This is a genomic window from Bradyrhizobium sp. USDA 3256, assembly GCF_054058275.1.
In genome coordinates this window covers 1346946-1360899 of record NZ_JBSSAE010000002.1, presented here as the reverse complement: position 1 = coordinate 1360899, position 13954 = coordinate 1346946, and the positions used below count along the sequence as shown (strand labels likewise).

The window sequence follows — 13954 nt, the reverse complement described above, 5'->3', positions numbered from 1 at the left end:
GCGATCCGTGTCAAGAAAGGGCGCACGCTTCCACATCCACCCACACGCGCTTTTGATGCATCACGCGACCGACGCGTCACACCACGCGCTCGCGATGCACGCGCCGGCAATCCATTTCGAAGTCGAGCCCAACCACCGGCGGCCGGTCGAAATGCCAGGTCAAGCCGTTGCGAAGCACCCCGCGGCGGCCGAGTTCGCTTTCCAGCACAGGATAAGCGTCGTGCACGGTGTAGAGCTGCACCGCGGTGGTGTCCCGCCAGGAGCCGCCGAACGCCCTCATCCGGCGTTCCATCTCGTCAGCCACGAATTTCGCCTTCGCCAGGATGCCGGGCGGGCTGGTGTCGCCGGGGGCAACGGTATGATCGCGGTAATTTGCCTTGCCCTCGACCGACTCGCCACTGCCGGCCACGACGAAGCTTGCCGGTGCGTCCTTCGCGGCCGGCACCGTGTAGCAGAAGGCGTGGAACGACGGCTCGCCGGGCGGATCGAGCTTTGGACAGACATTGCTGCGCGCCACCGGATTGACGCCGTCCCGCATAACGCCCCAGGCGACCAGCGTCTTGATGTAGATCTCGTTGAAGGCCTTAAAGCCCTCCTCGGTGAACGGCGCCGGCGAGCGCAGCTCGCAGGCGGCGAATGCGGTCAGCGGACGGCCGGCGGCCTTGAGGATGTCAGCTATCCCAGCAAAACCCGCGCTCAACGGCACCGGCTCGGAGAACCTGACGCGCTCGATGGCAAAGCCGGGCAGCGCAGCGACGCCGCAGGAATACTGGCTGACGCCGGGCATGAAGCGGTAGCCGCCGTCGGAAGCCTCGATGGTGTTGGTCATGGTGCCTCGTGAACACGGTGATGGGCCGTCGCGATGACGCCTCACTTGATTTCACCACAGCCGTCGTCCCTGCGAAAGCAGGGACGACACCGCATGTGTGGCCCGGCCTGCATCCACAATCGTCGTCCCGGCGAAGGCCGGCAACTGTTATGTCGGCTTGGTCTGCAGGTAGGGCTTTCTGTCGCGCATCATGGCGTTGAGGACCGTTAGGAGCTTCCTGGCGACGGCAATGAGAGCGAGCTTGGCTGGTTTGCCGACCTGTCGCAGCCGCGCGTAGAAGGCCTTGAATGGATCGGCCCGACGAACCGCGTTCAGAGCCGCCATATAGAGGGCGTCACGAACGCGCTTTCGGCCGCCGGCGATCTTGCGTTTTCCACGGAAGGCGCCGCTGTCGACGTTGAAGGGGGCAAGGCCCGCGAGCGCGGCGATCTGCTTCGCTCCAACATGTCCAAGTTCCGGCATCTTCGCGATCAGCTGCATGCAAGCCACGGGACCCACGCCCGGCAGTGAGCGCATCAACCGCGCATCGTCCGCGATCTCCGGCTCGGCCTTGGTCAATGCGTTGATATCGGCCTCGATCTCGGCGATCTCGCCATCGAGAACCTCAATGAGCCGACTGATCCGTTCGGCCATGGCGCGGTCGTCGGCCTCGCTGCGCCGGTTCTTCTCCTGCGCGCGCATGAGAACCAGTTGGTCCCGCCGTTTTGCAAGCCCTGCCAAAGCGTTGCGGGCGGGATTGGCGGCCCGCTCGGCTGCCGGCTGCATGACCCGGCCAAAGGCCGCCAGCATCCGTGCATCGATCGGATCGGTTTTGGCAAGTTGGCCGCTGGCCCGCGCAAAATCGCGAGCTCGAGCCGGATTGATCCGAGCGAAGCGGACACCGGCCTGGCTTAGGGCCTCGCGAAGCGCGAGGTCATAGGCGCCCGTGGCCTCGAAGACGACCAGCGCATCGCATCGCCAACGCGCCACCTGCTGTGTGATGGCCTGTGCCGCGTTGGCGATGCGCCTGGACACGCCGTCAGCTTCATCAAAGATATCGAGATGCTTCTTGGAGACGTCGATTCCGACATAACGAGGGGGTATGATCACGGTGCCTGTCCCTGTGATGCGAGGTCTGTTGGCGCAGCCTCGTGCAACTGTTCAGGTTGGTAATGGAACGGGCGGGAGGCCGAGCCGGCTCACGGCGTCAAGCGCCAAGGACCCAACGGCTTCCCGCCCAACCCATCCTGACAGACTTCCAAGACACAGGGACCCATACGCCGCGGCGGATCATGTGGGGGACTCGTCGGTCCACCGCTGTACAGCAATTTGCAGCGGTGGTTATGGGTCCCGGCCTTCGCCGGGACGACGATGAAGATAGGTACCGATTCAAGTGCCACACCACGCGTCGGCCGGGCGGTCGTCGGCCGACGGCGATCGTCAGTCGGCGGGGATGAAGCGGAGTGTGCCTGCCCGGCGCGTCGGCTTGCCGGTGTCGTTGGTATGATTGACGCCGTCCATCACAGGCACCTCGGGAAAATCGAAGGGGCTTACGCCGTCAAGGCAGGCCACGTTGACGGCATACAGGTTCTGGTTCGATCGCCGTTGATGATGGGTGTAGATCCCGCAGCGCGAACAGAAGAAGTGCCGCGCCGATCCGGTATGGAAGCGGTAGCTTGTTAACGCATCCTCTCCGTGCAGGATCTTGATCCCGCCCATCTCCGCCATGGCAACGACGGCGCCCCGCATCCGGCAGTAGGAGCAGGTGCAGCGGCGGATCGAATTGAAGCCGTCGCTGAGCGTCACCTCGAAACGCACCGCGCCGCAATGGCACCGGCCAGCCCGAACACCCGTGTCGCCCGTCATGTTGCTGCGTCTCCTTCTGCGCCCGGTCCTGCCGGGCGGACGAGAAACGTTCTCAGCGACAAGCCCGCAGCTCGCGCGGAACCGTGCAGCGACCTGCGCGACGATCATGATCTGTCGACTGAGACTGGTCTCAATACGAACGTATCTTCAGGATCGGCACCGGACAATCGATCAAAACTCGCGCATGATGCCAGAAAAACTCACGCGAAGGCTCGATGCAAATTCTTGAGGCTAATGCGATTTGGCGACGTAAGGGCAGCCGCCTTCATCGAGCGGACGGAAGGCCTGGTCGCCCGGCACCGTCGCGAGATACTCGTAGAGGTCCCATTTGCTCTTGGACTCTTCCGGCTTCTTGATGCGCATCAGATACATGTCATGCACCATCCGGCCGTCCTCGCGCACGAGGCCGTTCTGGGCAAAGAAATCATTGACCGGGGTCTTGCGCATCTGCGCGATCACGGTCTCCGAATCGACCGAGTTGGTGGCGGCGACCGCCTTGAAGTAGTGCCTGAGCGCCGAGTTGACGCCGGCCTGATAGGCGGTCGGCATTGCGCCGTGCCGCTTGAAGAATTCCTGGGCGAAGGCGCGCGTCTCCGGCGTGCGATCCCAATAGAAGGAATCGGTGAACAGCAGATCGTGCGCATGCGCGAGGCCAAGCGCGGGCACATCGGTGAGCGTCACCTGCAGCGCGACGAGTTGCATGCTGGCGCGGATATTGAACTCGTCGGCCTGAGAGACCGCGTTGCGGAAGTCGGAACCGGCATTGGCAAGCGCCAGGATCTTGGCGCCGGAGGATTGGGCCTGCAGCAGGAACGAAGAGAAATCGGCGGTGTCGAAGGGATGGCGAACCGCGCCCAGCACCTTGCCGCCGGCCGATGTCACGGCCTTGCTGGCATCGCGCTCCAGCGCCTGGCCGAACGCATAATCCGCCGTCAGGAAGAACCAGGGCGTACCGCCGCGCGCAACCACGGCCTTCGCCGTCGCGTTCGAGGACGCGTAGGTGTCGTAAGTCCACTGCACGCTGGTCGGCGAGCATTGCTTGCCGGTGAGGTCGGATGAACCGGAGCCCGAGATCAGGAAAAGCTTCTTGCGTTCGCGCGTCACGGTCTGGATCGCGAGCGCCACCGCGGAATTGACGCCTTCGGCGATCACGTCGACACCCTTGTTGTCGATCCAGTTGCGCACGATGCCGGTCGCCACATCAGGCTTGTTCTGGTGATCCGCCGAAATGATCTCGATCTTGCGTCCGGCGACCGTGCCGCCGATTTCCTCCGCCGCCATCTGCGCCGCGATCACCGATCCCGGGCCATTGCCGTCGGAATATTGCCCGCTCATGTCGGTGATGATGCCGACCCGCAGCACGCCATCCTCCGCTCGGGCAGCGCCGGCCGCAAAAGAGAGACACGCGGCGGCAATTGCGACCAGGACATGCGAGCGTTTCGTGACGGACATTTCGTTCCCAGGGGTTTCGACGTTTCGGACGATCTCCTGAAGCAATCAGGGATCGCCGACAACCCCATCGCCGGCATGGCGCTCTGCGATTCCGTTCAGAAATTCCGGGAGAAGGAACACAGCCGGTTCGTCGACATTCGCGCGTTTCCGATCATGCGAACGCCGCGACGAGACTTTGCCGCGGCGCGCGTTGAATGATACGAATGGATAAATGCGTTGTGGTGCCGAGATCGCTCAGCGCCGCTGCCACAATTGCCGTGCCAGAATGCCGGCCTTGCGTTCGATCGCCTCGGCGGCGTCGAGACACATGTCCTCGCGATAGCGCGAGCCGACGATCTGGACACCGACCGGCAATCCCTCATCGAGGCCGACCGGCACCACGGCCGCCGGCAGCCCCAGCACGTTCATCGACGAAATGAAGCGCAGGTCGTTCCAGAACAAATCCTTGACGCGCTGATCGCCGCCGAGATCGGCGTTGACCTCCGGCGTCTTGCGCACAGTGGTCGGCATCAGCACCAGCGGATACTGCTCGAGGAACGTCATCCAGTTCCGGATATGGCGCGAGCGCTCGGCGATCGCCTTCATGTAGCCGGGCTGGTCGAGCGGGTTGGCCAGCGCCATGAAGCCGCGGAACGTCTTCTGGAAGTCGGCGCTGGTGGTCGCCAGCATCTGGTCCTGCTGCAACACGCGGGTCTCGGTCATGATCAGGTCGCACCAGAGCTGCCAGACCTTGTTGAGGTCGGGGACCTCCACCTCGCTGACCGCATAGCCGGCATCGGCGAGATGATCCGCCGCCTTGCGCTGGAGCGCAATCACGCCGCGATCGGTCGTCATGTCCTCCGGGATCTTGGCGAGCGCGACCTTGATCGGCCCAGCCGGCTTCGGCCCCGTCAGCGGCGCCGGCACGTACCAGGGATCGCGCGGGTCGCGCTGCGCCATCACCTCGAGGCCGAGGCGCACGTCGGCGACGTAGCGCGCCAGCGGCCCTTGCGACGACATGAACTGCGCCATCAGCGGCCGCTCCGCGGTCGCGCTCGGATTGAATGCCGGAATGCGGCCCTGGGTCGGCTTGATGGTGGCGATGCCGTTGCAATGCGCCGGCCAGCGCAGCGAGCCGCCGATGTCGTTGCCATGCGCGATGGTGCCAATGCCGGCGGCGATCGACGCGCCGGCGCCGCCCGAGGATCCGCCGCAGGTCACGTCGGCATTCCAGGGATTGCGCGTCAGGCCGTGCAGCGGGTTGTCGGTGAAGCCGCGCAGCGAGAACTCCGGCGTGTTGGTGAGGCCGATGATGACGGCGCCGGCCTTCTTGAGATTGGCCGTCACCGGCGAGTCGCCCGGGGCGATGTTGTCCTTGAATGCCACCACGCCATTCGAATTGGCCTGCCCCTCGACGTCGATGTTGATCTTGATCGTGACCGGCACGCCGTGCAGCGGCCCGACGGCGCCGCCTCCGCGCTTGCTCGCGGCCAGCGCCTCGTCCGCGGCCTTGGCGGCCTGCATCGCTGAGGCGCCGAGATCGACCACGACGGCGTTGAGCGCCGGGTTGGCCTCCTTCATGCGGTCGAGATGCGCGCGAACCACCTGCTCCGAGGTCACTTCGTTCTCTCGGATCGCCTTGGCCGTGTCGACGGCGGACCATTGCCAGATCGGTGCATTCGTCACGTGATATTCTCCCTTGATGCTCAGTGCTTTGTTGTTGGTTCAGTTGTTGGTTTAGTCTCGCGGGTCGATCGGCGTCAGCTTTGATGCGCGCGCCTCGATCAGCTCGGCCACCGCGAGACAGACGTCTTCCCGGAAGCGACCGGCGATCACCTGCACGCCGACCGGCACGCCGCCGGCGGTCCCGGTCGGCACCACGACCGACGGAAAGCCGAGCGCGGGCACCGCAAGCAGCGGCCGCTGCGCGTCGAGCAGCGCGCGGACCACCGTCGCATCTTCCTGATCCTGATCGAAACGGAACGGCAGTTGCGCCGAGACCGGCAGGATGATGACGGGATAGCGCTCCTGGAACAGCTGCCAGGCCCGCACGATCGCCAGCCGCTGCTCGAAGCAGGCGAGCACCTGATCGCCGTCGAGCTCGGGCGCGTAGGCGATATGGCACTCGAGATTGTAGCGGCTCCGATCGTCGCCGAACTTGCGGATCATCGGCGCCAGCACGCGCCGCTCCTCGTTGATGACGAGGCGATGCCAGAGATCGGCGGCCTCCGCGAGCCGCGGCGGCACGGTCTCCTCCACGGCAAAGCCGGCCTCCGCGAGCCAGCGCCCGGCGGCGCGTACCGCCGCGCTCACCTCCGGCGCCTCGTCGCCGAACGGCACCGGCGCGATCGCAACGCCGATCGGATGCTTGAGCTCTGGACCTTGCAGCGGCACCGGCAGCCAGGTGCCGTCGCGCGCGTCCGCCTGCGCCATCGCGGCGAGGCCGAGCCCGAGATCGGCGACCGAGCAGGCCAGCGGCCCCTGCACCGACATCATCTGCGCGGTGATCGGACGATCGCTGGTTGCCGACGGATTGAACGCCGGGATCCGCCCCGGCGTCGGACGCAGGCCGGCGACGCCGCAGGCGTAAGCGGGATAGCGGATCGAGCCGCCGAAATCATTGCCATGCGCGATCGCGCCCATTCCGGAAGCGACCGCCGACGCGGCGCCACCGCTGGAGCCGCCCGGCGTCAGCCGGCGGCTCCACGGATTGTAGGTCGCGCCGTGCAGATCGTTGTTGGTGAACCAGCGGTGCGAAAAGGCCGGCGTGTTGGTACGCCCGACGATGACCGCGCCCGCCTTGCGAAGATTCGCGACCACCGGACTGTCCTCGGTGGCGATCACATCGCGGAAGGCGACGACGCCGTTGGTGGTGGCTTGGCCGCGCTGGTCGACATTGACCTTGATGGTGATCGGCACGCCATGCAGCGCGCCGAGCTCCGCGCCCGACTTCACCGCGGCATCCGCCGCGTCCGCGGCGGCCAGCGCCTCGTCGGCGAGGACCGCGACAATGGCGTTCAATGCCGGATTGACCTCGGCGATGCGATCGAGACTGGATCGCACCGCTTCCCGGCTGGAGATCGCGCGCGTCGCAATCGCACGTGCCAGATCGACGGCCGACCAGCTCCACAACTCATTCTCGCGCCGCGTGTCCATTGTCGTTTTCTCCAGGGCGTGCTGCAGCAGTCGGCCGATGCGGTTCAGTCAAGCCCCAACGGCTGATGAAAGACGGGCAGATCGATGCGCCGGTCTTCCGCGGGAACGACCACCGCTTCGGCGCTCAGCACATGATCGAGCATCACGCGCCGGGCGCGCGCGGCATTGCCGGAGCGGAACGCGGCCATCAGGCGCTTGTGAAACTCGATATTCTCGCAGGTGAAGCTGGATGCGAATTCCTGTACGCCGAGCTTACCGATCAGATGCCTGATGGCCTCGTTGACGAACCGGCACATCAGGCCGAGCAGCGGGTTGGGACAGGCCTCGATCAGGATGTCGTGGAAATCGATCTCGGCGTGGCGATGATGTTCCCAATCGGCGTCGCCGTCGGGATGATGCTCCTGGACCGCGATCGCCTTTTCCAGTGCGGCGAAATGCTTCGCCGTGAGGTGGCCGACCACGCTGAAGGCGAGCTCCGGCTCGATCAGCCGGCGGATCTGGTAGATTTGCGCGGTAGAGACCGACTGGAAGTAGAAGTAGTTGCTGAGCAGGCCGACGATCCGGTTGATCGACACCGGCGCCACCCGCGCGCCGCCGCCGGGACCGGTGGTGTTCTGCACCAGCCCCTGCACCTCCAAGGACTTGAGCGCCTCGCGGATGGTCGAGCGGCTGCAGCCGAACATCTCGATCAGCTCACCCTCCTGCGGCAGCCGGTCGTTCGGCCGCAAGCCGGCCTGGAAGATGTGGCTACGGATCAGGTCGGCGACCGCGTCGGAGCGCTTGCGCTTGATCGAGGCGCGGCGCGAGGGGTCGAGCGACGGGAGGACCGATTTATCCATTTTATGATCATAAATAGGTCTGCGGCGGCTTGGCAAGCCGGCTTGGGCCGTCCTTCTCCAGATTTCGTGATGCCGGGTTCGCCAAGACTGGACTATCCCCGGTCGCCTGGCACCGGCCCCGGGGCGAAGCGGCTACGCGGTCAAAAGCCCGACAGGGCGCGGGAAGGTGGCGACGACCAGGAGACCGCGGAACCGAGGCGGCGTCGCGCTTAAAGCGGACTGTGATTCAGCGTGTGGCGCATCTGGCGACAAAATCCTTCGACCAGCTGTGCAAGCGCCTCGAAATTGACCAGCAGCCTTTCGGCCTGCTCCCGGTCAGCCGAACCCGGTGCGAACGAATCCGTCAAACGCCGTTGACGATCTGCACGATCCCGGCACGCTGCGGCCCTGCTTTCGGCAAACTCCAGTTGCTCGCGTCGCCGGCCGAGCTTGTCTTCTTCCTCGAGCAGCCGCTTGTTGAGCATCGATCTCGTGTTGGTCGGAACGTCCGGGCGCTTCAGCAGATCCAGATAGTGGTCGATGTTTGCGCGCGCGGTATACTCGCTCACGTATGTGCCTCCGGCCAGTCGCAGTCTTGGTCGGCGAGGCACAGCTTCAACGCTCAGGAGTTGCTCGATCTCTGCCAGGAGCTGGCGAAGCTCATCGGTCGAAAACCCTTGCAGGGCATCGTCGACCTGGCTTCGGGTGCTCTCCGGATAGACGGGGTTGTCTTCGGCCATTGGCGTACGGCAAAAATCAAAAGTGAAGCCCTGTCAGGCACGCACCAAATCAACAAATCAACGGCACCTCGAACGATGCTCACGCGAACAATGATTTCTGTCATCGCGCGCGCTCGCGAATCCACGGCACTCAAGATAAATGAGGGGCGGAACGTCGCCCAGTGCAATCTGTGCCAGCCGCGCTTTTGCGCCAACCATCGGCCCAGTCTTGGTTGCCGCATCGTTAAGGCCAGAACGGTCCGCTCCAAAAATCAAAGCAGGCGGCTGCGGATGCGAACAGGCCGGCAACGAAGATGCGGCATGTGAGGGCAAGCGACCGAGAACCCGGATCGCTCAGCCGTGCGCGCGCTGCGCCTCGAGGCCGCGGCTGTAGCGCGACATCGCAAAGCAGAACACGAAGTAGATCACGCCGACGAACACATAGACCTCGACGCTGAAGGCCTGCCAGGCCGGATCGACGATCGCGGTCTTCGCGGTCGTTAGCAGGTCGAAGATGCCGATGATCAGGACCAGGCTGGTGTCCTTGAAGAAGGCGATGAAGGTGTTGACCAGCGGCGGGATCACATGGCGGATCGCCTGCGGCAACACGATCAGTGCGTTTTTCTCCCAGTAGGACAGTCCGAGCGCATCGGCGGCCTCATATTGTCCGCGCGGCACCGCCTGCAGGCCGCCGCGCACGACTTCCGCAAGGTAAGCGCCGGCATAAAGGATGAAGGCGATCTGGGCGCGCAGCAATTTGTCGATGTTGACGCCGTCGGGCATGAACAGCGGAAACATGACGCTCGCCATGAACAACAGGCTGATCAGCGGCACGCCGCGGATCAGCTCGACATAGAGCACGCAGAGCGAGCGGATCGCCGGCAGCTTGGAGCGGCGGCCGAGCGCGACCAAAATTCCGAGCGGGAAGCCGAACGCCAATCCGAAAGTCGCAAGGATCAGCGTCACCGGCAGCCCGCCCCAGCGGTCCTGCGTGACAAAGGACATGCCGAGAAAACCGCCCCACATCAGGCACCCGATCGCGATCAAGGCCACGGCCCACAGCAGGAACAGTTCCTTGCGCCAGAAGCTGCGGCGGCTCGAGACCACGAACAGCGCAATGAAGATCAGAACCGCGAGCGCCGGCCGCCACTGCTCGCTGAACGGATAGGTGCCGAACAGGATGAAGCGGTACTTCTCGGGGATCACCGCCCAGCAGGCGCCGCCGCCGCGCAGCGCGCGGCAGGCGCTGGTGTCGTTGCCCGAGACGATCCAGACCGCGTTGGCGATGCCCCACTGCCAGAGCGCGATGCACGCCTTGCCGAGCACGAACAGCAGCAGCAGCGTCATGATGCTCGACGTCACAGAGGCGAACAGGTTCGCGCGCAGCCAGGCCACGATCTGGCCGCCGAGCGTACGCTGCGCGCGGCGCCGGCCGATCGGCAGCGGATCCTGCGGAAGGTGTGCGACCGAGCTCATGTCAGCGCTCCACCAGCGCGATCCGCGCATTGTACCAGTTCATGAACAGGCTGATGCCGAGGCTGATGGTGAGGAACACCATCATGATCAGCGCAATCGACTCGATCGCCTGCCCAGTCTGGTTCAGCGTGGTGTTGGCGATCGAGACGATGTCCTGGTAGCCGACCGCGACCGCGAGCGAGGAATTCTTGGTCAGGTTCAGATACTGGCTAGTCATCGGCGGGATGATGACGCGCAGCGCCTGCGGCAGCACGATGTGCTGCAACACGAAGCTGCGCTTCAGCCCGAGCGCCTTGGCGGCGTCCGACTGACCGCGCGGCACCGCCTGGATGCCGCTGCGCACGATCTCGGCGATGAACGCCGAAGTATAGGTGACGAGCGCGATCAGCAGCGCGAAATATTCCGGCGCGAGCGTCAGCCCGCCGACGAAGTTGAAGCCGCGCAGCTCGGGCAGCATGACGCTCCAGCTCGCACCCAGAAGCCACGACACCAGCGCAGGCAGCGCGATGATGAGGCCGAGCGCGTAGGGCCAGGTCGGCCGCGCCTTGCCATCGAGCATCTGCAGCGCGATCAGGCGGCGCCTGACGATGAGGAAGACGATCACGCCGGCGGCCAGCGCAACGAGCGTCCAGTCATTGGCCTCATGCAGCGGCACCGACGGCAGCACCAGGCCGCGGTTGGACAGATAGACCCCGTCGACCGGCTTCCACGCCTGGCGCGCCGCCGGCAGGCCCTGCATCAGCACGTACCAGAACAAGAGTTGCAGCAGCAGCGGCAGGTCGCGCAGCACCTCGACATAGACGGCGGCGAGCCGCGCCAGCAGCCAGTTCGACGACAGCCGCGCGATGCCGACCAGCGTGCCGATCACGGTCGCCAGCACAATGCCGATGACCGCCACGCGCAGCGTGTTGACGACGCCGACGATGAAGGCGCGCAGGTAAGTGTTCTTCGGCGTGTAGTCGATCCAGCTGTCGGCGATCGGCATGCCGGCTTCACGGCCGAGGAAGGCAAAGCCGGTCGAAATGCGCCGCACCGAGAGATTATGAACCGCGTTGGACCACAGCCAGGCGACGACGGCGACCGCGATGGCGACCACCAGGATCTGCCAGAACAGGCCGGCGACGCGGGGGTCGCTGAGCGAAAGCCGCCAGGGCCGGGCGGGAGGGCGTTTCGGCGTCGATGTCGTCACAGCACAAGGACCCCAGTGAGAAGCGATCTTCTGCCATGCGCAAGAGCGTTTTCGAGCGAAGCCTGTCCCGGACTTGATCCGGGATGGATACCGGTTCGCGTGAGGAAGACGCGTCAACCTCAAATCCTGCGCACTTCATATGTTGCACCAAATTAAGATCCATGCAACATATGTTTCATGGCCCAGGCTCAGCCGAAACCATCGCCCCTCAACGAATTGTGCAGCGCACTGCCGTCGCTGCCGATGCGCTTGCAGGAGGTCGGCCGGTTCGTCGCCGCTAATGACTACGACGCCACCACCCGCTCGATGCGCGAGCTCGCGTCCGTCGCCGGCGCCGATCCTGCCTCATTCACCCGTCTTGCCAAGGCGCTCGGCTATTCCGGCTGGGACGAATTGCGCGCCGCGCTCACCGAGGCGCGCCGGCCGGCGCAGGGTTCGCCGTTCTCCGGCCGCGCCAGGAGCCGCCGCGCCGGGCCGAATGCCGATGTCAAACTGGTGCACGACAAATTGGAAGCCGAGGCCGCGGGCCTTGCGCGGATTTCAGCGAGCGCGATCGCGGAAGCCGCGCGTGCGCTGCACTCCGCGGACAGGATCTGGATATCGGGGTTTCGCAGCTGCCGCAGCGTCGCGGAACTGCTGACCTATCAGCTCCGCCTGTTCCGCCCCGACGCCGTGCAACTGGTCGGCGGCTCCGGCCCGTTCGATCTCGACCACGGCGCCTTCCGGTCAGGCGACGCTGTGGTCGTGATCGGCTTTGCGCCCTACACCCTGGTCAGCGTCGAGACGGCGCGCGCGGCACATCAGGCGCGCGCAGCGCTGATCGCGATCGCCGACACCATCAGCGCGCCGATGGCCGAAGGCGCCGATCATCTGCTGCTGTTCGAAGCCGCCTCCTCCCCCGGCTTCTTCCCGAGCCTCACCGGCGCGATCGCAGTCGCCCAGTCGCTGGCGGCCGTCGCCTTCACGCTGGGCGGCGCCGGGGCAAAGCGCAAGCTGGAGGAGACCGAGGGCCGGCTTGCCGAGATGTCGCAATATTTTGTCGAGAAAGGATGAGTGTCATGGCAGCCAACAAGAGCCGCGTGATGCATCGCAGCCTGCGCGAGACCCCGCCGAAAGCGGTCGGCGGCGACGGCGTCTGGCTGATCGCGGAGGATGGCCACCGGATTCTGGACTCCTCCGGCGGCGCCGCGGTGTCGTGCCTCGGCCATCAGCATCCGCGCATCCTGGCCGCGATCGCCAAGCAGGCTTCAAGGATCGCCTATGCCCATACCGGCTTCTTCTCCTCCGAGCCTGCAGAAGAGCTCGCCGAGCGGCTCGTCGGCCACGAGCCCGGCGGCCTCGGCTATGTCTATTTCGTCAGCGGCGGGTCGGAAGCGATCGAGGCCTCGATCAAGCTGGCGCGGCAATATTTCATCGAGCGCGGCGAGCCGAAGCGCGCGCGCTTCATCGCGCGCCGCCAGAGCTATCACGGCAACACGCTCGGCGCGCTGTCGGCCGGCGGCAATGCCTGGCGCCGCGAGCCCTACGCGCCGCTGCTGTCACCCTCGTTCAGCCATGTCACGCCGGCCTTCGCCTATCACGAGAAGCGCGACGACGAATCGGAGGCGGCGTTCGTGGCGCGCCTTGCCGCCGAACTCGAAGCCGAATTCCAGCGGCTCGGCCCCGATACGGTCGCGGCGTTCATCGCGGAGCCCGTGGTCGGCGCCACCGCCGGCTGCGTGCCGGCGCCGGAGGGTTACTTCAAGGCGGTGCGCGAGATCTGCAACCGCCACGGCGCGCTCCTGATCCTCGACGAGGTCATGTGCGGCATGGGCCGCACCGGCACGCTGCATGCCTGGGAGCAGGAAGGCATCTCGCCCGACATCCAGGCGGTCGCCAAGGGCCTCGGCGGCGGCTATCAGCCGATCGGCGCGATGCTTGCCAGCGGCACGATCGTCGACACGGTGCGCAACGGCTCCGGCGCGTTCCAGCACGGCCACACCTATCTGGCGCATCCGCTCGCCTGCGCCGCCGCGCTCGAGGTGCAGAAGGTGATCGCTGAGGAGAAGCTGCTCGACCAGGTCAAGGAGCGCGGCCGCCAGCTCGAACAGCGGCTCACCGAACGGTTCGGCAATCACCGCCATGTCGGCGACATCAGGGGCCGCGGCCTGTTCTGGGGTGTCGAGCTGGTCGCCGACCGTGCCACGCGGCAGCCGTTCGATCCCAAGCTGAAGCTGCATCAGCGGATCAAGTCTGCGGCCTTCGCCGGCGGGCTCGGCTGCTATCCGTCGGGCGGCACCGCCGACGGCCAGCGCGGCGATCACGTGCTGCTCGCCCCGCCCTATATCGCGACGTCCGGCGACATCGACATGATCGTCGAACGGCTAGGCGCTGCGGTAGACAGCGCGCTGAAGGATATTGGTCACGGAGCATGATCCGGAAAAACGGGCACCGGTTTTCCCGCGACAAACGCGAAGCGTTTGCGCAGAGATCATGCTCAAACGTTAGGAGG

General features: G+C 65.5%; 12 protein-coding genes. 2 read left to right on the top strand and 10 right to left on the bottom strand.

What is annotated here, in order from left to right; genetic code table 11:
• Positions 1-76: 76 nt before the first annotated feature.
• The 10 genes from cnbZ to ACVWY5_RS08100 all read right to left on the bottom strand — a co-directional run bounded on the left by cnbZ (position 77) and on the right by ACVWY5_RS08100 (position 11463).
• The gene (gene cnbZ, locus ACVWY5_RS08145) at positions 77-829 is read right to left on the bottom strand and encodes a 2-amino-5-chloromuconate deaminase CnbZ (RefSeq protein WP_028334555.1); all 753 of its coding nucleotides are present in this window, start codon (positions 827-829) and stop codon (positions 77-79) included.
• Positions 830-976: 147 nt separating this feature from the next.
• Complete coding sequence (locus ACVWY5_RS08140) at positions 977-1918, bottom strand: IS110 family RNA-guided transposase (protein ID WP_283089771.1); 942 nt, start codon at positions 1916-1918, stop codon at positions 977-979.
• 330 nt (positions 1919-2248) lie between these two features.
• The gene (locus ACVWY5_RS08135) at positions 2249-2674 is read right to left on the bottom strand and encodes a GFA family protein (RefSeq protein ID WP_028336987.1); all 426 of its coding nucleotides are present in this window, start codon (positions 2672-2674) and stop codon (positions 2249-2251) included.
• 231 nt (positions 2675-2905) lie between these two features.
• Complete coding sequence (locus tag ACVWY5_RS08130) at positions 2906-4126, bottom strand: ABC transporter substrate-binding protein (RefSeq protein WP_028336988.1); 1221 nt, start codon at positions 4124-4126, stop codon at positions 2906-2908.
• A 234-nt stretch (positions 4127-4360) separates the two neighbouring features.
• A complete protein-coding gene (locus ACVWY5_RS08125) occupies positions 4361-5791 on the bottom strand; it encodes an amidase family protein (RefSeq protein ID WP_321177062.1) in 1431 nt (476 codons plus the stop codon).
• A gap of 51 nt (positions 5792-5842) precedes the next feature.
• Positions 5843-7261: an amidase family protein gene (locus ACVWY5_RS08120; protein WP_028336989.1), complete on the bottom strand. Its 1419-nt coding sequence runs from the start codon at positions 7259-7261 to the stop codon at positions 5843-5845.
• A 44-nt stretch (positions 7262-7305) separates the two neighbouring features.
• Positions 7306-8100 (bottom strand): FCD domain-containing protein, encoded by a 795-nt coding sequence (locus ACVWY5_RS08115; protein WP_051376310.1) that lies wholly within the window; start codon positions 8098-8100, stop codon positions 7306-7308.
• 209 nt (positions 8101-8309) lie between these two features.
• Complete coding sequence (locus ACVWY5_RS08110) at positions 8310-8819, bottom strand: hypothetical protein (protein WP_028336990.1); 510 nt, start codon at positions 8817-8819, stop codon at positions 8310-8312.
• Positions 8820-9152: 333 nt separating this feature from the next.
• On the bottom strand, positions 9153-10274 hold the full coding sequence (locus ACVWY5_RS08105; RefSeq protein ID WP_028336991.1) for an amino acid ABC transporter permease: 1122 nt from the start codon (positions 10272-10274) through the stop codon (positions 9153-9155).
• Between the two features lies 1 nt (position 10275).
• Positions 10276-11463: an ABC transporter permease subunit gene (locus ACVWY5_RS08100; RefSeq protein ID WP_028336992.1), complete on the bottom strand. Its 1188-nt coding sequence runs from the start codon at positions 11461-11463 to the stop codon at positions 10276-10278.
• A gap of 177 nt (positions 11464-11640) precedes the next feature.
• On the opposite strand from ACVWY5_RS08100, the gene ACVWY5_RS08095 reads away from it, so the two are divergent.
• Together ACVWY5_RS08095 and ACVWY5_RS08090 are read left to right on the top strand one after the other, a co-directional pair.
• Positions 11641-12516 carry a MurR/RpiR family transcriptional regulator gene (locus ACVWY5_RS08095; RefSeq protein WP_018270329.1) on the top strand — a complete coding sequence of 292 codons (876 nt, stop codon included), beginning with the start codon at positions 11641-11643 and terminating at the stop codon, positions 12514-12516.
• A gap of 5 nt (positions 12517-12521) precedes the next feature.
• Positions 12522-13877, top strand: coding sequence for an aspartate aminotransferase family protein (locus ACVWY5_RS08090; RefSeq protein ID WP_028336993.1), 1356 nt, complete (start codon positions 12522-12524; stop codon positions 13875-13877).
• Positions 13878-13954 lie beyond the last annotated feature (77 nt).

Excerpts from the sequence above, each read along its gene's own strand:
- cnbZ (WP_028334555.1), bottom strand. The coding sequence starts at position 829 with ATGACCAACACCATCGAGGCTTCCGACGGCGGCTACCGCTTCATGCCC.
- ACVWY5_RS08135 (WP_028336987.1), bottom strand. The coding sequence starts at position 2,674 with ATGACGGGCGACACGGGTGTTCGGGCTGGCCGGTGCCATTGCGGCGCG.
- ACVWY5_RS08130 (WP_028336988.1), bottom strand. The coding sequence starts at position 4,126 with ATGTCCGTCACGAAACGCTCGCATGTCCTGGTCGCAATTGCCGCCGCG.
- ACVWY5_RS08120 (WP_028336989.1), bottom strand. The coding sequence starts at position 7,261 with ATGGACACGCGGCGCGAGAATGAGTTGTGGAGCTGGTCGGCCGTCGAT.
- ACVWY5_RS08115 (WP_051376310.1), bottom strand. The coding sequence starts at position 8,100 with ATGGATAAATCGGTCCTCCCGTCGCTCGACCCCTCGCGCCGCGCCTCG.
- ACVWY5_RS08110 (WP_028336990.1), bottom strand. The coding sequence starts at position 8,819 with ATGGCCGAAGACAACCCCGTCTATCCGGAGAGCACCCGAAGCCAGGTC.
- ACVWY5_RS08105 (WP_028336991.1), bottom strand. The coding sequence starts at position 10,274 with ATGAGCTCGGTCGCACACCTTCCGCAGGATCCGCTGCCGATCGGCCGG.
- ACVWY5_RS08095 (WP_018270329.1), top strand. The coding sequence starts at position 11,641 with ATGGCCCAGGCTCAGCCGAAACCATCGCCCCTCAACGAATTGTGCAGC.
- ACVWY5_RS08090 (WP_028336993.1), top strand. The coding sequence starts at position 12,522 with ATGGCAGCCAACAAGAGCCGCGTGATGCATCGCAGCCTGCGCGAGACC.